The sequence below is a fragment of the Rothia nasimurium genome (assembly GCF_928391935.1).
Classification (GTDB): Bacteria; Actinomycetota; Actinomycetes; order Actinomycetales; family Micrococcaceae; genus Rothia; species Rothia nasimurium_D.
Window position 1 is genome coordinate 179501 of record NZ_CAKMTD010000001.1, and the last position, 20503, is coordinate 200003.

At 58.2% G+C, this 20503-nt stretch carries 19 protein-coding genes, 2 tRNA genes and 1 other RNA gene; 11 read left to right on the forward strand and 11 right to left on the reverse strand.

Features of this window, described 5'->3' with window-relative positions; all coding sequences use genetic code 11:
- Window positions 1–215: 215 nt before the first annotated feature.
- Entirely contained in the window at window positions 216–941 is a 726-nt protein-coding gene (locus L7A15_RS00865) for an HAD family hydrolase (protein ID WP_237207888.1), read from the reverse strand.
- Window positions 942–1096: 155 nt separating this feature from the next.
- Here L7A15_RS00865 and L7A15_RS00870 point away from each other — a divergent pair, with 155 nt between their 5' ends.
- Complete coding sequence (locus L7A15_RS00870; protein ID WP_237207889.1) at window positions 1097–1780, forward strand: hypothetical protein; 684 nt, start codon at window positions 1097–1099, stop codon at window positions 1778–1780.
- Window positions 1781–1852: 72 nt separating this feature from the next.
- Here L7A15_RS00870 and L7A15_RS00875 read toward each other — a convergent pair whose 3' ends face one another.
- Window positions 1853–2731, reverse strand: a complete 879-nt coding sequence (locus tag L7A15_RS00875; RefSeq protein ID WP_237187852.1) for an Fpg/Nei family DNA glycosylase — start codon at window positions 2729–2731, stop codon at window positions 1853–1855.
- On the reverse strand, window positions 2731–3228 hold the full coding sequence (locus L7A15_RS00880; protein ID WP_237187851.1) for a ribose-5-phosphate isomerase: 498 nt from the start codon (window positions 3226–3228) through the stop codon (window positions 2731–2733). The genes L7A15_RS00875 and L7A15_RS00880 overlap by 1 nt, the downstream gene beginning before the upstream one ends.
- 208 nt (window positions 3229–3436) lie before the next feature.
- Here L7A15_RS00880 and pepN point away from each other — a divergent pair, with 208 nt between their 5' ends.
- Together pepN and L7A15_RS00890 are read left to right on the forward strand one after the other, a co-directional pair.
- Window positions 3437–5974 carry an aminopeptidase N gene (gene pepN, locus L7A15_RS00885; RefSeq protein ID WP_237207890.1) on the forward strand — a complete coding sequence of 846 codons (2538 nt, stop codon included), beginning with the start codon at window positions 3437–3439 and terminating at the stop codon, window positions 5972–5974.
- Window positions 5975–6029: 55 nt separating this feature from the next.
- On the forward strand, window positions 6030–6491 hold the full coding sequence (locus L7A15_RS00890) for a globin (RefSeq protein ID WP_237201352.1): 462 nt from the start codon (window positions 6030–6032) through the stop codon (window positions 6489–6491).
- 85 nt (window positions 6492–6576) lie between these two features.
- On the opposite strand, the gene L7A15_RS00895 is transcribed toward L7A15_RS00890, so the two are convergent.
- Window positions 6577–7263 (reverse strand): hypothetical protein, encoded by a 687-nt coding sequence (locus L7A15_RS00895; protein ID WP_237201353.1) that lies wholly within the window; start codon window positions 7261–7263, stop codon window positions 6577–6579.
- A gap of 76 nt (window positions 7264–7339) precedes the next feature.
- Here L7A15_RS00895 and L7A15_RS00900 point away from each other — a divergent pair, with 76 nt between their 5' ends.
- Window positions 7340–8236 (forward strand): acyl-CoA thioesterase, encoded by an 897-nt coding sequence (locus L7A15_RS00900; protein WP_237207891.1) that lies wholly within the window; start codon window positions 7340–7342, stop codon window positions 8234–8236.
- A gap of 368 nt (window positions 8237–8604) precedes the next feature.
- Here L7A15_RS00900 and ettA read toward each other — a convergent pair whose 3' ends face one another.
- Together ettA and L7A15_RS00910 are read right to left on the reverse strand one after the other, a co-directional pair.
- Window positions 8605–10284, reverse strand: a complete 1680-nt coding sequence (ettA, locus tag L7A15_RS00905; protein WP_237187845.1) for an energy-dependent translational throttle protein EttA — start codon at window positions 10282–10284, stop codon at window positions 8605–8607.
- A gap of 141 nt (window positions 10285–10425) precedes the next feature.
- Window positions 10426–10989, reverse strand: a complete 564-nt coding sequence (locus tag L7A15_RS00910) for a single-stranded DNA-binding protein (protein WP_237207892.1) — start codon at window positions 10987–10989, stop codon at window positions 10426–10428.
- A gap of 337 nt (window positions 10990–11326) precedes the next feature.
- Here L7A15_RS00910 and L7A15_RS00915 point away from each other — a divergent pair, with 337 nt between their 5' ends.
- On the forward strand, window positions 11327–11896 hold the full coding sequence (locus L7A15_RS00915) for a DNA-3-methyladenine glycosylase I (RefSeq protein ID WP_237187843.1): 570 nt from the start codon (window positions 11327–11329) through the stop codon (window positions 11894–11896).
- Here L7A15_RS00915 and L7A15_RS00920 read toward each other — a convergent pair.
- From L7A15_RS00920 to mptB, 3 genes are all read right to left on the reverse strand, one after another.
- Window positions 11875–12807, reverse strand: coding sequence for a class A beta-lactamase-related serine hydrolase (locus tag L7A15_RS00920; RefSeq protein ID WP_237207893.1), 933 nt, complete (start codon window positions 12805–12807; stop codon window positions 11875–11877). The genes L7A15_RS00915 and L7A15_RS00920 overlap by 22 nt on opposite strands.
- A 204-nt stretch (window positions 12808–13011) precedes the next feature.
- Window positions 13012–13084: transfer RNA gene (locus tag L7A15_RS00925), tRNA-Arg, on the reverse strand.
- Between the two features lie 107 nt (window positions 13085–13191).
- The gene (mptB, locus tag L7A15_RS00930; RefSeq protein WP_237207894.1) at window positions 13192–14766 is read right to left on the reverse strand and encodes a polyprenol phosphomannose-dependent alpha 1,6 mannosyltransferase MptB; all 1575 of its coding nucleotides are present in this window, start codon (window positions 14764–14766) and stop codon (window positions 13192–13194) included.
- Between the two features lie 127 nt (window positions 14767–14893).
- On the opposite strand from mptB, the gene orn reads away from it, so the two are divergent.
- The 3 genes from orn (at window position 14894) to def (ending at window position 16459) form a co-directional block, all read left to right on the forward strand.
- On the forward strand, window positions 14894–15520 hold the full coding sequence (gene orn, locus L7A15_RS00935) for an oligoribonuclease (protein WP_237187839.1): 627 nt from the start codon (window positions 14894–14896) through the stop codon (window positions 15518–15520).
- A 217-nt stretch (window positions 15521–15737) separates the two neighbouring features.
- A tRNA-His gene (locus L7A15_RS00940) sits at window positions 15738–15810 on the forward strand.
- Between the two features lie 70 nt (window positions 15811–15880).
- On the forward strand, window positions 15881–16459 hold the full coding sequence (gene def / locus L7A15_RS00945) for a peptide deformylase (RefSeq protein ID WP_237187837.1): 579 nt from the start codon (window positions 15881–15883) through the stop codon (window positions 16457–16459).
- Between the two features lie 320 nt (window positions 16460–16779).
- Here the strand turns inward: def and rnpB are convergent.
- Window positions 16780–17137, reverse strand: an RNA gene (gene rnpB, locus L7A15_RS00950) — RNase P RNA component class A.
- 32 nt (window positions 17138–17169) lie between these two features.
- On the opposite strand from rnpB, the gene L7A15_RS00955 reads away from it, so the two are divergent.
- Complete coding sequence (locus L7A15_RS00955; RefSeq protein ID WP_237187835.1) at window positions 17170–17937, forward strand: YaaA family protein; 768 nt, start codon at window positions 17170–17172, stop codon at window positions 17935–17937.
- A gap of 5 nt (window positions 17938–17942) precedes the next feature.
- On the opposite strand, the gene L7A15_RS00960 is transcribed toward L7A15_RS00955, so the two are convergent.
- Window positions 17943–18839 carry a Nif3-like dinuclear metal center hexameric protein gene (locus L7A15_RS00960; protein ID WP_237187833.1) on the reverse strand — a complete coding sequence of 299 codons (897 nt, stop codon included), beginning with the start codon at window positions 18837–18839 and terminating at the stop codon, window positions 17943–17945.
- A 63-nt stretch (window positions 18840–18902) separates the two neighbouring features.
- Between L7A15_RS00960 and msrA the strand changes: the two genes are divergently transcribed.
- Entirely contained in the window at window positions 18903–19427 is a 525-nt protein-coding gene (gene msrA, locus L7A15_RS00965) for a peptide-methionine (S)-S-oxide reductase MsrA (RefSeq protein WP_237187831.1), read from the forward strand.
- 68 nt (window positions 19428–19495) lie between these two features.
- Entirely contained in the window at window positions 19496–20431 is a 936-nt protein-coding gene (gene cysK, locus L7A15_RS00970; RefSeq protein ID WP_237187829.1) for a cysteine synthase A, read from the forward strand.
- Window positions 20432–20503: the final 72 nt, after the last annotated feature.

Genomic DNA, 20503 nt, shown 5'->3' on the forward strand with positions numbered 1-20503 from the left:
CGGCTGATTCGGAGCCCTTTTTACTTCCTCGCACGCTCGGAAAAAGCCCCCTCATCCCATCACCTGCCCCAGAGAATCACGCCGAAAAGCTAAACCAGGAACACCAGAGCAAGCCTTCCCGCCGTCTTCCTCCCAAGGTTCACGGTATGAACTGCCCCCAAGGGCTATACCTCCACAAACCAGCAGGCACTGGCCAGCAGGAAAACCACCACGGTCTACTCAAACGTCAGCAGCTCAGACAAGCTGCTCACCTTGGCCGTCCCTTTCGGTAACTTCTGCTGCCGACGGTGCCGATTGACCCACACAGCCTGCAAACCCGCCCGCACCGGGCAGGCAACATCAGAAATATAGTTATCCCCCACATGCAAGGTATAGGACGGATTGATTTCCAACTCAGCACACACTATCCGAAAGAATTCCGGATCAGGCTTGCTCACCCCGAGCCGTCCAGACGTAAACAAAGGAAAATCCTCAAGGCCAAGAGCCTTCAATTTTTGACGCTCAATATCCTGGTGCCCATTACTAGCAACCACAATCTTGACGTGAGGGAAGGTTTCCTGCATCTCCGCTAGACAAGATTCAACCTCATCAAAAGGAAGCCAGGCCAAACATGTTTCCTTCTGAAAAGTATCAAGAAAAGAAAGGGCAACCTCAGAGCTCTGCTCCTCGCCCGTCAATAAATGCAACAGGCTTTGGGTTCGGTGCAACCGGTGCTCATCAAATTTCTGCTCACCCATCAAATACCGGTGAAAATCCTCGCGCTGAAGGTCAGCCCAGGCCTGGTAATACGGACGGGAATCAGCAATACCACCCTCAAAACCAAGCTCTTGAACGGCCCGGCTAAACCCAATAGCGGTAGAGGTTTCACTATCGAGTAAGGTGCCGTCCACATCAAGGAGCACGAGACTTACCCTATTGAGTAAGAGGTCAATATTATTCATGGTTTCCAACTGCAACCTTCACCAAACATCTACAGATACATAAGTCTAGATGCAGCACAGGTAACTGGCTATGCCTGGGGCAAGAGTCTCACTGTGAGGAACCGTTACTCCATGCACACGCCAGCAGGTAGGTCTTATCAACTAGGCTAATAGGTATGGAACACCTTCAGAAGACTTCCCGGGCTCTTGCTGTCCTAGCGCTTGCCACCCTCAGCCTCAGTGCCTGTTCGTCCAACACCACGACCTCACCTAGCCCGTCCGAAAGTTCCAGCCCAACGGCATCCCCCACACCAACCCCAGAACCCACCACACCTGAGCCCACCACGCCAGAGCCGACCGTCGAGGCACCTGCCCCGACCGAGCCCCCGATCACAGAAGAGGCAACGCCCACCCCGGCTCCCACCGTCCTCACTCCCCCTGTTAACGACGGTTTCACCATCGATCCCGCGTCACTCATGACAACAGAACTTGCCCAGGGAACGCCCGTTGACCCGGCTGCATTCGCCTTTGATAAGGCTGACCAGCCTTCGGTTGTTTTCCAGACCCCAGACCCCCAGGTTGCCTGCCTCATGCAGCCCTACGGCGTGTTCTGCATGACCGATGATTCAAAGAACTGGGTACTTCAATCGGTATCCATGGGGCCAACTGCTACCTCCCCTCGCTCAGTCCAGGCCCAAGGTCGGGCAGCCACCCACGACTGGTTCAAGACCAATACCCCCCTCCAGGAAGGCCAGTCCCTGAGCTGGATGGGTCTCACCTGCACCGTAACCGGACCTGTCACCGTTCAGTGCACCAACGGCATCACTACTTTTAATATGGCAGATCTCCCTGATCGTTAAACCCCAGCAACAAGGACGGCCCCCGGTTCAATACCGGGGGCCGTTATGTTCTGCAGGTATGCATGAGGACGCTTATAGCTGGCAGCCAGGGCACCAGTACAGTTTTCGTCCGGCTAGGTCTTCCACACAGATGGTTGCCCTGCACCGATTACATTCTTGCCCCTGGCGGTGGTACACATAGTTTGCGTGGTCGGGCCAGGCTTCTTCTTCGGGGATTCCTGGCCGATCATCTGGTTCTGTGGTGATGATGCGCCCTAGGCGCACTCCTATGGCCAGTAAGGCCTGGTTATCAGTCCACAGAGCTTCTAGTTCCTCCCGGGTGCATTCCTTGGCGGGGCGGAAGGGGTCAATACCGCATCGGTACAGGGATTCGGCTCGGTAAATATTGCCCACTCCAGAGAGGCAAGCCTGGTCCATCAGGACCACACCGATGGGGCGGCTAGTTTTGGCCGCCGCAGCGTAGAAGGCTGTCGGGTCGGCGTCCTCGTTCAGGGGATCCGGGCCCAGTTTGGCCCGCACTGCATTGACTTCCTCAGGTGTGAGGGTTCTACAGACGGTGGGGCCCACCAAATCTGCCCAGCCGTGATCTGATACCAGGCGGACGCGGGTGGTTGCCCGGGGTGCGGGAGGTTCGGCTGATAGCTCGGTGCTGTGGTCCTCTTTCTCACCCAGTTTGCGGGGAGCCCCAATGGAGGATGCCCCGGTAAAGTGCTCGTCGCCCCCAAAGGTGAAAGCCCCGTAGATTCCCAGGTGGACGTTGAGATAAAGGTCGTTAGAGAACCGGGCGAAGAGGTGTTTGCCGTGGGCGAAGGCGGAGTCGAAGACCATGCCGTCGAGGAGGGTGGCGCCGTCCGCAAATCTTCCCTGGGGGCTGGTGACCGTCAGCTGGGAACCGGCAAAAACGTCGGTGAGCTGACGGGCCAACCGGTGAATAGTGTGCCCTTCAGGCATTAGTCCTCGTAAGAGTCGATGTGCTTACCCGCGATTGCCCCGGTCTGCTCGTATTCGGCCATCTGGCCAATGCGGCGGGCGTGACGTTCCTCGTTGGTCCACTCGGTGGTGAGGAAGACCTTGATGATGTCGAGGGCTTCTTCCTTGGTGTGCTGGCGTCCACCTACCGCAATCACCTGGGCATTGTTATGTTCGCGGGCGAGGGCGGCGGTGTCGTGGTTCCAGGCGAGGGCGGCGCGGATTCCCTGGACCTTGTTCGCTGCCATCTGTTCCCCGTTGCCGGAGCCACCGAGCACAATACCCAGGGAGTCTAGGCCTGCTGCGCGGTCTGCACGGACGGCGAGCGCGGCGTTGATGCAGAAGCTGGGGTAGTCGTCCAGGGCGTCGTATTCGGCCGGGCCGTGGTCAACCATGTCGTAGCCTGCTTCAGTGAGCTTCTCGATGAGGTAGTGGCTGAGTTCTAGGCCTGCGTGGTCGGTGGCGATGTGGACGCGCACGTGAGCTCCTTCGCGGTATGAGGGCAGGTCAGGGGACCTGACACCAAAAGTTAGTTAGGTGAATCACGTTGGTGGGGCATAGAATGGGGTTCATATGCTGTGTGTGATTTCTTTCTTTCGATTGTAGTCACACCGGGAGGTCAAGGTGTAGTTCATTACCCTGCCTTTGGCCTGTTTGAGACCTAATAATTTGAGTGTAAGGACTTCCATGCCTGGAATGAATTTGACCCGCGCTGAGGCTGAGGCTCGTGCAGCTGTTATTCAGCGAGTAGATTCCTACAAGGTTGAGTTGGATCTGACCCGCGGTGAGCGTGTTTTTGGGTCCCGTACCGTGATTCATTTTGACGCGGTGGCTGGCCAGGAGACTTTTATTGACGCGATCACTGATGTGGTGCGTAGTATTGAGCTCAATGGGGTGCAGGTGCCGGTGGAGAACGCCGATGGTGTGCGTATTTCCTTGCCTGCTTTGGCTGAGAAGAATGTTCTGACGATTGACGCGGATATGCTCTACACCAATACGGGTGAGGGTTTGCACCGTTTTGTGGATCCGGTGGACGGTGAGGTTTACCTGTATTCCCAGTTTGAGGTTCCTGATTCCCGCCGGGTGTACCCGGTTTTTGAGCAGCCTGATTTGAAGGCTGAGTTTGAGTTTATTGTGACGGCTCCTGCCCATTGGGTGGTGGTGTCGAATCAGCCTGAGACGTCGGTTGAGGACGTTGAGGGTGGTAAGGTCTGGAGTTTTAAGCCGACTCCGCGGATTTCGTCCTATATTACGGCGATTATTGCTGGCCCCTATGAGTCTGTTCATTCTTCGTTGACGAATAGTGAGGGCCGTGAGGTGAAGCTGGGTTGCTATGCCCGTAAGTCTCTCATGGAGTTCTTGGACGCGGACGAGATTTTCCATATCACCCGTCAGGGTTTTGAGTTCTTTGAAGAGCAGTTTAAGACTCCCTACCCCTTTGAGAAGTACGACCAGCTTTTTGTGCCTGAGTTCAATGCAGGTGCGATGGAGAACGCTGGTGCGGTGACTTTCTTGGAGAACTACATCTTCCGGTCCAAGGTCACTGAGGCTATTGTTGAGCGTCGTGCTATTACTGTTCTGCACGAGCTGGCCCACATGTGGTTTGGTGACCTGGTGACCATGAAGTGGTGGAATGACCTGTGGCTGAATGAGTCTTTTGCGGAGTTCATGTCTACCCTGGCAGCTGCTGAGAACACCCGTTTTGCCCCCGAGGCCTGGGCGACCTTTGCAGCGTCTGAGAAGACCTGGGCCTACAACCAGGATCAGCTTTCTTCTACCCACCCCATTGTTGCCCCGATCCGTGATTTGCAGGACGTTCAGGTTAACTTTGATGGTATTACCTACGCCAAGGGCGCTTCTGTGCTGCGGCAGCTGGTGGCCTGGGTGGGGCAGGATAACTTCATGGCCGCCCTTAAGGTTTACTTCGATAAGCACGCCTATGGCAACACGGTGCTCGATGACCTGCTGGATGAGCTTGAGGCAACCAGCGGACGCGACGTACGAGCCTGGTCTAAGCTCTGGCTGGAGACTGCCGGGGTCAACACCTTGACCACTGAGGTGGAAGAGGCTGAGGACGGCACCATCACCCGCCTGGCCCTGCGCCAGACCTACGCTGAGGGGTATGAGACTCTTCGCCCCCACCGCCTGGTGATTGGTTTCTATAACCTTGACGGTGAGGTGCTGACCCGCACTGAGCGTCTTGAGATCGATGTGGACGGCGAAGTCACGGAGGTTCCGATGGCGGTGGGTGCCCAGCGTCCTGACCTGATCCTGGTCAATGACGAGGATTTGGCCTACGCCAAGATTCGTCTGGATGAGCGTTCCCGGGCTACCGCTGTTGCCCACCTGGGGGCCATTGACTCCTCTGTTGCCCGTGGCGTGGTCTGGGGCTCCCTGTGGGATACTGTGCGCGACGCAGAAATGCCTGCCCGCCAGTTTGTTGACCTGGTGCTGAACAATATTGGCGCTGAGACGAACTCGACGGCCGTCCGTACCCAGCTTCTAAACTTTGAGACCGTGCTGCGGGCCTACCTGAACCCGGCCCATGCTGAGGCTGTGCGGGCTGAGGCAGCTGACAAGATCTGGCAGCTGGCCCAGGCAGCTGAGGCCGGTTCTGACAACCAGTTCCAGCTGGTGGGTACCTTTGCCCGCCTGGCCCACACCGAGGCCCAGCTTGATACGGTTGCTGCCCTGCGCGATGGTTCAACCGCCCTGGAGGGCCTGGAGATTGACACCGACCTGCGCTGGAACCTGCTGGGCTCCCTGGCTGCGGGCGGTCGCGTCGCCGCCTCTGACATTGACGCTGCCCTGGCCGAGGACAACACCTCCAACGGCCAGCAGGCTGCCGCCACGGCCAAGGCTGCTATCCCCACCGCTGAAGCCAAGGCAGAAACCTGGCGGGCCGTCGTGGAGACTGGCGAGCTGTCTAACATCGTGCAGCGATCCGCCATTCTCGGTTTCTACCGCGGTGCCCCCGAGTTCTCAGAGCCCTACATTGACCGTTACTTCGAGGCTATCGAGGGGGTCTGGCGCGAGCGCTCCCACGAGATTTCAAGCCAGATCATTGGCGGGCTCTTCCCCCGCTTCTACACTCAGGATGTCCTGGACAAGGCCGAGGCCTACCTGGCTTCCCTGCCCGAGGACGCCGCAGCCCTCAAGCGTCAGGTAGCAGAAGGACGCGACTCCCTGGCTCGGGCGCTCAAGGTTCAGGCAGCAGACCGCTAGGGCCTGAGCTAGAAAGTAACTGCTGACGATCAGGGGCGGGAGTAGACTGGTGGGTATGAATCTACCCAATCCAGCCTTCCGCCCCTTATCTGCGCCCGGTGAGGCCAGCGTCCAGCCTTCTACTGAAAGTGGCGCTGTGGACGAGCGTTCTTTCTACTACCAGGTCGGTGGACGGCCGGTCTTTGAGAAGCTCTGCCGGGAGTTCTACTCCCGTGTGGCAGCTGACCCGGAATTTCGTGCCATGTACCCCGAGGAAGACCTGGGGCCGGCGGAGCGTCGGCTCTTCATGTTCTTAGAGCAATACTGGGGCGGGCCCAAGACCTACCAGGCAGAGCGCGGCCACCCGCGTCTGCGTATGCGTCATAACCCCTTCTACATTGGCCCCAAGGAGCGGGACACCTGGCTCAAGTACATGCGCGAAGCCATGGACACCCTAGAACTAGCCCCCCTGCACGACGCAGAAATGTGGGCTTATTTTGACCGGGCAGCCCACGCCATGCAGAACCGGGCCCACTAGGTTTTGCAACGAAAAAGCTGAGCCCCGCACCTGAATGGTGTGGGGCCTTGGCTGTTTAAACGGTTGTTTCTGCAGTGCCAGTATTTTAAGCTGCAGAGCGGATTAGGACGTGCCCTGCCCTGGCTGTGACCCGGGCCCACCGCCCGGAGGCAAACACAGGCATGGGCTCAGTTGCCCGGAGCGGCAGGAAGCCCAGAACTTCCAGGGCGAAAGCAGCCCCGGCAGGCAGGGAAACGGTAGTGTCCGGGGCAGACAGGGGGGAGGACCAAATCCGGGAGCGCACAGTGTGAACGACGGCATGGCCCGGGTTGGAAGGGAGGGCCCCGTCTACCGCGGCAATTCCCTCAGCGGCCGCTACCCGGGCATCGTCTGACAGGTAGAAGCCCTGTTTCTCCCAGCCCGTCCGGGGCGGGGCCACACCGGCCCAACTTGCCTGCACCGTCACAGGGGGCAAGGCCAAGCGCAGGTCACCCTCCTCAAGCCGTGCCAGCCGATCCAGCAGGGCAGCAGCCTCAACCACGGTATCAACCCGGGCAGGCTGGGCTAGGGACACAGCCCGCAAACCCAAGATGGTGGGGGTCGAATCCAGGACGTCACCAGGCACCAACACAGGCACATACACCCCGAGCACTCCCCCATCCGCCTGCAGCCTCACAGCAGCCTGCGGGTCAATGCTCTTAGCGCGGGTGAGAAAGGTCGCCAAGTCACGGGCCGTCGACAGGTTAGGCAGGTGCAGGTACTCAACCGGGTACTTAGGGGCTGTCACAGTCATGTGAACTATCTCTTTTCAGGTATCAAGGTCACTTCTCCTACCCCTAACCATAACCCAGATATGAGAAAGTGGAACCATGAGTGAGAATACGCAGCAGGATCTAACCCCCACCCAGAAGCTCCTGGCCATGCTCGATCTGCAGGCTGGCGGAGCGTCCGCCCACGAGCAAGTCTTTAGCGCCCTAACCCTAACCCGGGAATCGCCCCGAATCTTTGGCGGCCAAGTCCTAGCCCAGGCCCTCATAGCTGCAGCCCGGACGGTCGAGGGTAAGGTCCTGCACTCCCTCCACGGCTATTTCTTGAGGCCGGGAGACGTCGACGGGGATCTATCCTACGGGGCTGAGGTCCTCAACGAGGCCCGCTCCTTTGCCACCCGCCGGGTCCAGGCCTACCAGGGCGGCCAACCTATTTTCTCCTGTATCACCTCTTTTCAGGTGCCCTCCGCCGGGCTTGACCACGGCTCCCCCATGCCCCAGCATGTCACCCCTCCCGAGGACCTCCCCACCGCCGCCGACCTACTCGGGCACCTCCTGGTTCCCATTGCCCAAAAAGTAGCCTTCTCCCGGCCCTTCGACGTCCGCCATGTCAGCGACCCCGTCTACCTAGAACCAGGTCACGTAAAGGAACCAGTCAACATGGTCTGGTTCAAAACCTTTGAGCCCCTCCCCGACGACCCCGTCCTCCACCAGGCTGCAATCGCCTACGCCTCCGACTACACCCAGCTAGAACCGGTCCTCCGCAGGCACGGCAGAACCTGGCTGGAACCTGGAATGAAAGTAGCCTCCCTCGACCATGCCATCTGGTTCCACCGCCCTGCCAGGGCAGACGAATGGCTCCTGCTCGTCCAAGAATCTCCCAGCGCCCAAGACTCCCGCGGCCTCTCCGTCGGCAAAATCTTCACCCGCGACGGCACCCACGTAGCCACCGTAACCCAAGAAGCCATGATTAGGTTGCCCGAGTACCGCGATCAGTAAACAGGTAAAGAAAATCCCTCCCACCGGTGACGGTGGGAGGGATTTTTAGTAGGTGGAGAGCCTACCACGAGCCAGAACAAACGCTCGGCTCTATAGTGCATGCTTGCACCCGGCTAGACAAACGCATTCGCTCCGCTCATAGCTTCCGATTCGCTCGCCTCTTGCGTGCTCGCACGCTCGCACCCGGCTAGACAAACGCATTCGCTCCGCTCATAGCTTCCGATTCGCTCGCCTCTTGCGTGCTCGCACGCTCGCACCCGGCTAGCTCATCGTGTCAGCTTGCGGTGATGGAGCATGATTTTCCGAGCACGCGAGGAACCAAAAATCATGAGGAATCGTTCACCGCACTCAACCTGACTGAGTTTGATTTATCGTGTCAACTTGCGGTGAACTACACGGTGCGGCTTAGCTGCCTCGGGGCCGAGTCGCTCAACCTTGTTCTTCTCGTAGGACTCGAAGTTACCCTCGAACCAGTACCAGTTATCGGGGTTCTCGTCGGTGCCTTCCCAGGCCAGGATGTGGGTTGCGACGCGGTCGAGGAACCAGCGGTCGTGGGAGACGACAACGGCACAGCCGGGGAATTCCAACAGGGCGTTTTCGAGAGAGGCGAGTGTTTCGACGTCCAAGTCGTTAGTCGGTTCGTCAAGCAGCAGCAGGTTACCGCCCTGCTTGAGGGTGAGTGCCAGGTTAAGGCGGTTACGCTCACCACCGGAGAGCACGCCGGCCTTCTTCTGCTGGTCAGGGCCCTTGAAGCCGAAGGCGGAGACGTAGGCGCGGGAGGGCATTTCTACCTGGCCAACCTGGATGTAGTCCAGGCCGTCTGAGACAACTTCCCACAGGGACTTTTCGGGGTCGATGTTGGCGCGGTTCTGGTCAACGTAGGAAATCTTGACGGTTTCGCCTACCTTGAGGGAGCCGCCGTCCAGTGGTTCAAGGCCAACAATGGTCTTGAAGAGGGTGGACTTACCAACACCGTTGGGGCCGATCACACCAACGATACCGTTGCGGGGCAGGGAGAAGGAAAGACCGTTAATCAAGGAGCGGCCGTCGAAGCCCTTCTGCAGATTCTCTGCCTCAATAACGACGTTACCCAGGCGGGGTCCCGGAGGAATCTGAATTTCTTCGAAGTCCAGCTTACGGGTCTTTTCTGCCTCTGCAGCCATTTCCTCGTAGCGGGCCAGACGGGCCTTGGACTTAGCCTGGCGGCCCTTGGCGTTGGAGCGGACCCAGTCGAGTTCCTCTTCCAGGCGCTTGGCCAGCTTGGCGTCCTTCTTACCCTGAACTTCAAGGCGGGCACGCTTCTTGTCCAGGTAGGTGGAGTAGTTGCCCTCGTAGGGGTAGAGGTTGCCGCGGTCTACTTCTGCAATCCATTCTGCAACGTGATCGAGGAAGTAACGGTCGTGGGTAATAGCGATAACGGCACCCTCGTAGGACTGCAGGTGCTGTTCGAGCCAGAGGACGGATTCGGCGTCCAGGTGGTTGGTGGGTTCGTCCAGCAGGAGCAGGTCGGGCTTCTGGAGCAGGAGCTTACAGAGGGCTACGCGGCGGCGTTCACCACCGGAGAGGTGGGTGACGGGGGAATCGCCGGGAGGGCAGCGCAGAGCGTCCATGGCCTGTTCCAGCTGGGAGTCGATATCCCAGGCGTTGGCGGCGTCGATGGCTTCCTGCAGCTTGCCCATTTCTTCCATGAGCGCGTCGAAGTCGGCATCGGGCTGGGCCATCTCTTCAGAGATTTCGTTGTAGCGAACAATCTTTTCGTAGATTTCGCCAACACCCTCCTGGACGTTGCCCAGGACGGTCTTTTCTTCGTTCAGCGGGGGTTCCTGCATGAGGATACCGACGGTGTAGCCGTCGGAGAGTCGTGCTTCACCGTTGGAGGGGGTGTCGAGGCCCGCCATGATTTTCAGGATGGTTGACTTACCGGCACCGTTGGGGCCGACCATACCGATTTTTGCACCGGGGAAGAACGACATGGAAACGTCGTTGAGGATAACCTTGTCGCCCACAGTTTTGCGGGCTTTGGTCATGGTGTAAATAAATTCTGCCATGCGTTTAAGCCTACCTGGTTCTCAGACGGGTGTGGGGAAAGGATTTAGGAGCAGGGCAAAGAATTTGTGTGAGTTTGCCCTGCTCCTTGCCGGGCCCAAGCGTTCAGGCACTAGGATCTGTGACGTATCCGCCTGCCTGGCCTAGGACGTCATCGCGGCCACGGCTTCGTCCTCCCCCTCAACAAGTTCGTAACCTGCATGCTGAGTAGGCAGGGTTTCGTGAGAGCCTTCCGGCTCCTGCCCGGCCGGTACAGGTGCGTCCTGGTTCTTCACGAGGCCAGGCTGCCCACCGTTGACCTGCTCATTAAATTTCCTGTCGGTATCATCAATTTCAGGTTTGCGGTCGGTGATTCGGGAAAATCCTGCGATACCGTAGTTCAGGTCATGGCCAATTGCTGAAGCATCAATATCGATACTGGTTCCAGAGGTGCCGTCAGCTCGTTCAAACTGTTTGATCTTGAGGCGGCCAGTAACAAGGACTGGTTGGCCTACCTGCAGGCTACGGGCACCGTTATGAGCCAAGGCGCGAAAGGCATTGACGTTGTACCAGTTGGTATTGCCTTCCTTCCACATTCCGCTGGTTGCATCGAACCATCGCGGGGTAGAAGCTACCCGAAAGTTCGTCACCGGGATATTGCCACCGGGAAGATATTTTTGGGTTGGGGCTGTTGCGATAAAGCCTCGGATAGTGACGGTGTCAGACATGGGAATCTCCTGTCTCGTGGGGGTTATCAGGGTGATTCCATGGTGGTACTCGGCTGATCAGAAACAAAGACCGGACGGACCTGGGGAAAGACCTTCACTGTATTTTGCCTAGAAGAACGGTTGTGGCTTCAAAAAGTGGTGAAACTCCCCGGTGTGTTACAGGCCAGTTTCACTGACTTATCAACAGGTTTCGCATGCCCTGCAACTAGACAGCTAGGCTCAAGTGCCATGCCCTTGGTATTTTCGAAGGATTGCAGGTATTTCCACATCTTTCTTAATGGCAGTCCAGGAAATTTGGGGGGCATCAGCAGCTACACGATGTAGAAGGAAGGCCAGCATGACAGTAGATTCTTGCTTACCCCAGGTACAGCCAGCCTGGGTGCGAGGTGAAGCATCCCAGGAATATTGGGAGAACGAATGGCAGCGGGTTCCCCGTACCCAGGAGGCCCTTTTTGAGCACCTTTGCCTCTTGATTTTTCAAAATGGGTTGTGGTGGGAGGTCGTCCTGCGGAAAAGGGAGGAGCTGAGGGACGCCCTGGCAGGGTTTTGCCCCGAACAGCTTGCTGGTTTCACTGACCAGGACGTCGAAACTCTTGTGAGCGGGCAGGGAGGTATTCGGAACCGGGCCAAAATTGAGGCATGCGTCCACAATGCCCGGGTTATCCAGGAACGTGACCTGCACCTTCCTCATCTTATGGAGGAGGCTTTTCCTGTGCCCCTCCTACTGCCTGCAGGCTCTCCCCTGCCACGTACAGTTGCCCCCTGCCAATCCCTTGCCACCCGGGGACGGGAGTATGGACTTCGACGGGCCGGGGAGGTCGTCTGGTGTTCATTAGCCCAGGCTGCAGGGTATATCACCTGGGAAGGCACCCATCTGGCCGGGAACTACCCGGCCTTATCGAAGTAGGCTGTGATGGCCTGTGTAGCTACCTCATACCCGACTGTTTGATCTTCGAAGCCCTTTGAAAGGTAGGCGATGGAGTAGGTTGCCTGGTCTGTGCGCACCACCCCCACCGAATTGATGTGCCAGAGACCGGTATCTTCCTGGATCCAGCCGTTTTTAACAGATACATCGTAAATTACGCCCTGGGGAGACTCATGATTGTTGAGGGCCCCTACACCCCAGGTTTGCGACCAGTCTAGGGGGATAAGGCGTTCAAGGAGGAACTGGGCGTCCTCAGCGTTGACCCAGTCAACGGTATCGACAATTGCCCGCAAAATGTGCAGTTGGTCCTCGGCCCAGGTTTGGTTGTCCCCCCAGGTTTGCCCCATGGTGGTGTGAGTAAGTCCGAGTAGCTCATAGGTTTTGTTGACTGATTCAGCACTCTGGGTGGTGTCGAAGGCGTCGCCTGATCCTACACTCCGAAATATTTCGATGGTTGAAAGGTTATCTGAGTAGGTCAGTGACGCTTCAACGAGAGCTTTTTCGTCGTCTGTTAGGGGTCTTCCTTCAAACGCAGCCTTGCGGAGCAGGGTGAGGCAGATGGGGACTTTGACGATGGACGCTTCGTAGGTCCAGATGTCGCCCTTGTGGAGGAAGAGCTTGTCTGTGGTGTGGTTGTAGACTGCTAGGCTCAGGCTAATGCCGTGCTCTGCCTCGATGGCGTCAAGGACCTGGTTGACGTCTACATCCGCGGGTTCATTGGTGTGCTCGTCGCCTGCTGCGGTAATGTGCACTTGTTCTTTGGCTGGACCGCAGGCAGTGAGGGTGCCAAGGGCCAGGGTTGTTCCCAGCCCTGTCAGTAGGGTTCTGCGGGTGGGTAAGGACGTTTCTGCACGCGCTTCCCGGGTAGCTTGAGCGAGGCGGACGTTAGTCATACTCCCTAGTCTAAGCCTGAAATATTTGTTTTTCCTATGACAGCCTGATTCACATCGTAAACCCACGCTCCGAAGCTTCTTGCGTATTGATTCACAGCGCCGCGAGGCCTGCCGGGTGTCAGGTTGGTGGCCTACCCCCAGCTTTAAAGGGCCAACCGCCCCACAAGCATGAGTGTTTTTGCTTGTGAGACGGTTGTTTGTGAGCGCCCCAGGAGGGAGTCGAACCCCCGACCAAGAGATTAGAAGGCTCCTGCTCTATCCACTGAGCTACTGAGGCTGGTCGCTGTTTATCCTAATCTATTCCTGCGCTAAAAGTCATCTTCTGGGCCAGGAGGGAGTCGAACCCCCGTCCATGCAGCGGAATCCTTACCCCTGGCGGGCGTCCTAGATGCTGACCTCGTAGAGGGATGAGCGTTGGGCCCGGCGGAGGACTCGTCGAGTTGCCGGGTCGAAGCAAACAAGCCAGAAAGCGTAGGCCAAGCTCAAGACAGCTGCGATAAGGCGGCCCATGTTTTGGTCAAAGTTTTCGAGATAGGGCGACACTGCCAGCTGGTCAGACACCGCGTACATGACAAAGAACATGGTGGTGAGGAAATAAAAGTCCAGTTGCCAGTCGGTTCGAATGCCAGCGACCACGAGCAGGGGGATGAACCACAGCAGGTACCAGGACTGCAACATGGGCGAGAAGACCACAACCATAGCGATAGCCAGCCCGGTTCTGCGGATGAGGTCTTCGTCCTTCCCCCTGAACATGATCAGCACGGCAAGGCCCATACCAACCAGTTTCCCGGCTGAGTAGAAAGCGTCCCGGATTCCGTTTGCGAGGTCGTTGTCCCCGGTAATGGATACCAAAATCTGGTTTAGCTGGATTCCAAGGAACCCGATGGGGGTAAACCAAATGAACTGGCCGCCGGTCGTTGAGAGGGCCCCGATCCATCCGAAGCCCAGTTCAGTTGCCCAGCCCATGGCACCCATTATCCCCATAGAGATTCCAAGGGTCAGCGCCCAGTATAGGAACCTGCGGGGCCAGGACGCCCCGCGTCCAGCCCAAAATAAGCCGATAAAGGGAAGTGCCACCAGGGCAATGGGTTTCACCGCGATCGCCGCAGTCACCAGCACTATACCCAATAGGCCGCCCACCGTGTCCCGGCGGGCTGCAGCATGGTATGCCCCTGCCAGGATCAGGCCCGTCATCAGGGCGTCATTGTGGGAGGACGTTACAAAGGCCGCAATGAAGAGGGGGTTGGCAACCACAAGCCAATTAGCCCGAGCCCCGTTGATCCCATGAAGAGCAGCCAGCTTCGGCACATACCAGGCAATTAAGGCAACCCCCACTAGGGCAACGGCCCTAAAGAGATACAGGGCAGTATCCACAGAATCCCCAGCAAGCTGGGCCACCCACTTCTCAATCATCAAAAAGAGGGGGCCATAGGGTGGGGCAGATTCAGACCACATCTGATCGGCCCCGTACTGGAAGAAGTTATTGACTGAGGACACTCCGTACTCGTAGGGGTTGAGGCCAGAGGCCATCACCCGGCCTTGGGCGAAGTAGGAAAACACGTCCCGGCTGTAGAGGGGGAAGGCAAAAAGTTGAGGGATGATCCAGCAAATAGCTGCGACTGTTGCCCATTTTTTGGCGCGGTCGTTCCAAACCACCAGTTTCTGCACCATGCGCAACCATTCACGGCACATCATCATGGCACCCACCACCAGAAGAATAATGCAGGTGATAATGCCAGGGGCTGTGTACCGCAGGGGGATAATCCAGTCCACACGTCGGAAGGGGGAAGCGTCAGCAAGCCAACCTACCCCAAAGGAAGCGAACATGATGAGCAAGGAACCGATTGTCCCAAAAATCAGGGTTCGCAGGGGGCTACCCATAACGTAGGAGGAGGTGCGCGAATTGTAGTGGTGATGTGCCCGCTTGGCCGGTTCACCTGCCTGGGTTCTTGGACTCATACTGCTCCTGGTCGTGCGTCGTGGGTATACCTGATTCTACCGCCCGCCCAACCCCTGCTGAGGACGCCCTAGTTCAGGGGCTTGGGATATCACTGCACTGTAGGTGTTAAAGGGGTAGATTGGTTCTGTGTCTATTTCAAATGAACGAATTGTATGGATTGATTGTGAGATGACGGGCCTGTCCTTGGAAAAGGATGCCCTGATTGAGGTTGCTGCCTTGGTGACTGACGGGGATCTCAATATTTTGGGGGATGGTGTGGACGTCGTCATCAAGCCTGAGCCTGAGGCTCTGGAGCAGATGGATGATTTTGTGCGTAATATGCACACGGTCTCTGGTCTGCTGGACGACCTGGACCAGGGCATCACCATGGCTGAAGCCCAGCAGTTGGTTTTGGATTATGTGAAGCAGTGGGTCCCCGAGCCGCGCAAGGCTGTGCTGGGCGGTAATTCTGTGGGCACCGATAAGACTTTTTTGGTCCGCGATATGCCCGAACTCGTGGACTACCTGCATTACCGGGTGATTGACGTGTCCACTATCAAGGAACTGTCCCGCCGCTGGTTTGAAAAGGCTACCTACAATGCACCGGCCAAGACCGGCAACCATCGGGCCCTGGGTGACATCCAGGATTCTATTGACGAGTTGCGCTACTACCGTGGCACTGTTTTTGTACCCTCCCCTGGCCCTGATAGCTCAGAGTGCCAGAAGGTGGCCCGGCAGGTTGCTGAAACCCGGCAGGTCATCAACCCTGCTTAGCCATGTTGGGGCGGACGGGGGCCCGTCCGCTCCCCTGGCAAGGCAAGACTCCAGAGCCAACGGAGGTGTCCTGGTTATCTGACAACCCCGGAAGCTATAGTGAGTACCGTCACGCCTATTTGGACAGATTCGATTTGCACGCTGTCCAAGATGCGTGTAAGGTATTACCTGTTGCCAAAACGAACGGGCTTCTTGCTTGGTTAGTTTTGAACACATGGTGGTCGTAGCTCAGTTGGCAGAGCGCCTGGTTGTGGTCCAGGAGGTCGCGGGTTCAACCCCCGTCGATCACCCCGAGTGAAAGGGTCGCTACGGTTTTTATCGTAGCGGCCCTTTTGTTTACCCCGCCTGAGAGGTTTTGTCATGACTGTTTTGCCCATTGTTATTCACGGTAACCCTGTTTTGCACCGCCCGGCTGCCCCGGTGACGTCCTTTGATGATGAGCTGCGTAAGCTCATTGATGATATGTACGAGACCCAGGAGGTCTCGAATGGTGTGGGCCTGGCCGCCCCCCAGGTGGGTGTGGGCCTGCGTCTGTTTACTTATAAGTTTGAGAATGAGGACGGTGTTCCCCCGCTGGGTGTGGTGGTGAATCCCGTCCTGACTCTGGGAAAGATTTCTACTGCTGACCCTGACCCCTACGATGAGGTTGAGGGTTGCCTGTCCTTCCCCGGTTATTCTTTCCCGCTGAAGCGTGCTGACTGGGTGACTGTGAATGGGTTTGATGGTGGGGGGAACCCGCTGAAGTTTGAGGCGACCGGCTGGTTTGCCCGCGTCATGCAGCATGAGACTGATCACCTGGACGGCAAGCTCTATGTGAATCGGCTGAACGCCAAGTACAGCAAGAAGTACAAGAAGGTTGTCAAGGCTGAGGGCTGGACTGCTGAGGGAAATACCTGGATGCCGGGTGTCGACCCTGACCCCTTTGGTCACGGGGAGTAATCAACGAGCCGGGGTCGAGTTGAGGCCTGGAAAGACGCGCCGAACGCCGACGTGGATCGGGGCTGGCGGTGAATTGCTGAGCGAGCTCTGCGAGCCAGCAAGAGCGGCTGTCGGCAAGGCGCGTCTGGAAGGCCGAAAGCGTCATCTAGAGCAAAGCCTGATGAGAGAACGGGACGCCCTGTAAGCTTGGGACGAAGCGCATTTTTCCGAGCGAGCGAGGAAAACAAAAATGCGCTGAATCGGTGAGCGCTAGCGAACCGCAGAACCCGGCGTGCGCCACATAATCTAAAAGAACGGGACGCCCGATAAGGTCTAGCGAAAGAACGGGACGCCCTGTAAGCCGGGTTCTGTACCTACCCAAGGGTAGGCGGCAATCATCCATCTAGGCCCGCAGTTGCCTGGGGGCTCAAGCAGCCTACCCGGGCGCTTCACCGCACTAGTTACTGATGCGCCCTGTTTGGCCTTGCTCCGGGTGGGGTTTACCGAGCTACCGTAGTCGCCTGCGGTACTGGTGAGCTTTTACCTCACCTTTTCACCCTTACCCCGTGGTGGGGCGGTTTGTTTTCTGTGGCACTGGCCTGCAAGTTACCTTGAGTCGATGTTATCGACCACCCTGTGCTGTGGAGCCCGGACTTTCCTCGAAGCGTTTGTGCGCTGCGCGATTGCCTGGGCGTCCCGTTCTGGGGTTCTACTTTACTACACTGGTGGGTATGTTGATTTTGTTTCCGCCGTCTGAGGGTAAGACTCCTGCCACATCTGGTTTTGGGGTTGAGTTGGGTGATTTGTTGGCTCCTGAGTTGTCGGGGGCTCGTGAGGCTGTGGTGGATGAGTTGGTGCGGGTGAGTGGTTTGCCCGACGCGGGGCAGCTGTTGAAGGTGGGTTCGTCTTTGCTGGGTGAGGTTGAGCGGAATACTCGGTTGTGGTCGGAGCCTGCGGCTCCTGCTTCTGAGGTGTATTCGGGGGTTTTGTTTGAGGCTTTTGGGTATGGTTCGTTGGGTCCGGACGCGCGGGAGCGGGCTGATAGGGCTGTTGTGGTGATTTCTGCGGCGTGGGGCGCGGTGGGTCTTACTGATTTGATTCCGGCTTACCGGCTGTCGATGGGTACGAAGCTGGGTGAGATTGGGGATTTGGCTAAGTTTTGGAAGGGGGAGCTCAAGCGCCCCATGGATGAGTTGGCCGGGGATCAGCTGGTGGTGGATGGCCGGTCTGCCGCCTATGCCAAGGCCTGGACGCCTGACCCGCAGCGTCATCTGCTGGTTCGGGTGGAGAGGGTGGCAGCTGATGGGAGCCGTAAGGTGGTTTCGCATATGGCCAAGCACTACCGGGGGCTGCTGGGCCGTTACCTGGTGCAGGAGAATCTGACCGGGATTGAGGACGCAGGTGAGCTGGCTGAGGCGCTTGCCCCCAATTTTGAGGTGGAGTTGCTCTCCCCCACCGAGAAGAAGCCGGGTACCCTGACTCTTCTGGTGAGGGAGTAGGGCACCTAGCGGGTGGAGGCTGAGCCTGCGACCTGCCCGGTGGAGACAGTGAAGTCCCAGGGGTCGGTGTTGAGGGTTGAGACGTAGGTGTCGATAGCAAAGCCCCGCTCGGCCAGTTTTTCGGTGAGGAGGCGGGCGGCGCCGTCCATCCACAGCCATTCGCTGGCGTAGTGGGAGCAGTCGATGAGGGCCGGGGTGCCGCCGCTGATGAGGGCCTGTTCGCGGGCTTCTGAAGCCGGGTGGTGGCGTAGGTCGGCGGTTATGTAAACGTCCGCCCCCGAGGCGCGGACGTCGCCAAAGAGGGAATCGCCTGCCCCTGTGCAGAGGGCAATTTTTTGAACCATCTGATCGGGCCGACCTGCAATACGCAGGCCGCCTGCGGTTGCGGGCAGGAAGTCAGCTATTTTTTCGGCCAGTTCCTTGAGGGTGATGGGGGCAGGTAGGCTACCGACGCGGCCTATGCCGACGCGGACGTCCTGCCCCTCGATCTGGACGGTGGTTTCGCCGGTGAGAATGTCGGTGTCGGTCAGCCCCAGTTTGGCCATGAAAACCTCGTTGGTGCCGTGGGGTGCTGAGTCGACGTTAGTGTGGGCCCCGAGCAGGCCGCAGCCGGCCTCTATGAGGGTGTGCACGATTTCGCCCTTGTAGTCGGTGTCGGGCAGAAAGGACGCCCCGCGCAACAGCAGGGGATGGTGGGTAATGAGCAGCCCAGCGCCTTGTTCTGCGGCCTCGCGGGCTGTGGCGACGGTGGCGTCCACGGCAAAACCGACGCGGGTAACAGTCTGGGTGGAGCGGCCCACAACCAGGCCAGCGGCGTCCCACTTCTCGGCAAGAGCGGGCGGGAAAATATCGTGGAAGGCCCGGGTGACATCGTTGAGGGTGGGGGTTGAAAGTTGAGTCATGCCCCTATTCTTTCACGAGCACCCGACTGGGAATAAGTGCCCGGGCTGGGTCGTTACAGGAGTATGCAAAGTTTTGTTGTAGGCGGCGGGTGCTTCTGGTGCATTGACGCCGTGTATCGTCAGTTTGAAGGTATTACTGCCAGTATCTGTGGCTACACCGGTGGGCACGTTGAGAACCCCACCTACCGGGAGGTCTGTTCAGGAACCACCGGGCATGTTGAGGTGGTCAAGGTGGAGTTTGATGAGGCTGTCATTCCCGCCGAAACCGTGCTCGATATTTTCTTTACCTCCCACGACCCCACTAGCTGGGATAGACAGGGGGCGGACGCCGGCCCCCAGTACCGCTCGGCCCTCTACTACGAGAACGAAGAGCAAAAGGCCCTCTTCGAGGCAGCCATTCAGCGGGCCTCCCACCTGTGGGAGCAGCCCATCGTCACCGTGGTAGAGCCCCTGGGTACTTTCTATGAGGCCGAGGACTACCACCAGAACTACTACGCCCTCAACCCCTACCAGGGCTACTGTATGGCGGTCATCAACCCCAAGCTGGCCAAGACCAGGCAACATTACGCCAGGTTTCTTAAGGTTTAAAGTCCTTTCTTCTCTCCCCTAGACTAGAGAGCAACCGAATTACTTTCCCCTGAAATTGAAGGAGAGCTATGAGCCCCCTCTACAACAACATCACCGAGGTCGTCGGCCGCACCCCCATCGTCCGCCTCAACCGCCTGGATGCTGACCTGCCCGGCAACGTCGCAGTCAAGCTGGAATTCTACAACCCCGCCAACTCCGTCAAGGACCGTATCGGTGTAGCTATCATCGACGCTGCTGAAAAGTCCGGTGCCCTCAAGCCCGGCGGCACCATCGTTGAGGGTACCTCCGGTAACACCGGTATCGCCCTGGCCATGGTGGGCGCTGCCCGCGGCTACAAGGTCATTCTGACCATGCCCGAAACCATGAGCAACGAGCGACGCGTCATGTTACGCGCCTACGGGGCAGAGATTGTGCTGACCCCCGGTTCTGAGGGCATGCGCGGCGCTGTTGAAAAGGCCAAGGAAATCGTAGCCTCCACCGAGAACGCTATCCTGGCCTCCCAGTTCTCCAACGATGCCAACCCCGAAATCCACTACAAGACCACCGGCCCCGAGGTCTGGGAAGCCACCGAAGGCAAAATCGACATCTTCGTCGCTGGCGTAGGCACCGGCGGCACCGTCTCCGGTACCGGCAAGTACCTCAAGGAACAGAACCCCAACATCAAGGTCGTAGCTGTTGAGCCCAAGGACTCCCCCCTGCTGACCGAGGGCAAGGCTGGCCCCCACAAGATTCAGGGCCTGGGCGCAAACTTCGTCCCCGACACCCTCAACCGCGACATCTACGATGCCGTCACCGACGTCGCCATTGATGACGCCGTTGCCACCGCCCGTAAGCTGGGCACCGACGAGGGTATCCTGGGCGGTATCTCCTCCGGTGCAGCCGTCTGGGCCGCTCTGGAAGAAGCCAAGAAGAGCGAGAACGCTGGCAAGCTGATTGTTGCCGTTGTTCCCGACTTCGGTGAGCGCTACATCTCCACCCTGCTCTACGAAGACATTCGCGGCTAGTCACTCGACGCACCACACCCAACGGGCACCCCGCACAGGTTGCGGGGTGCCCGTCTCATGAAGTGAATCTTT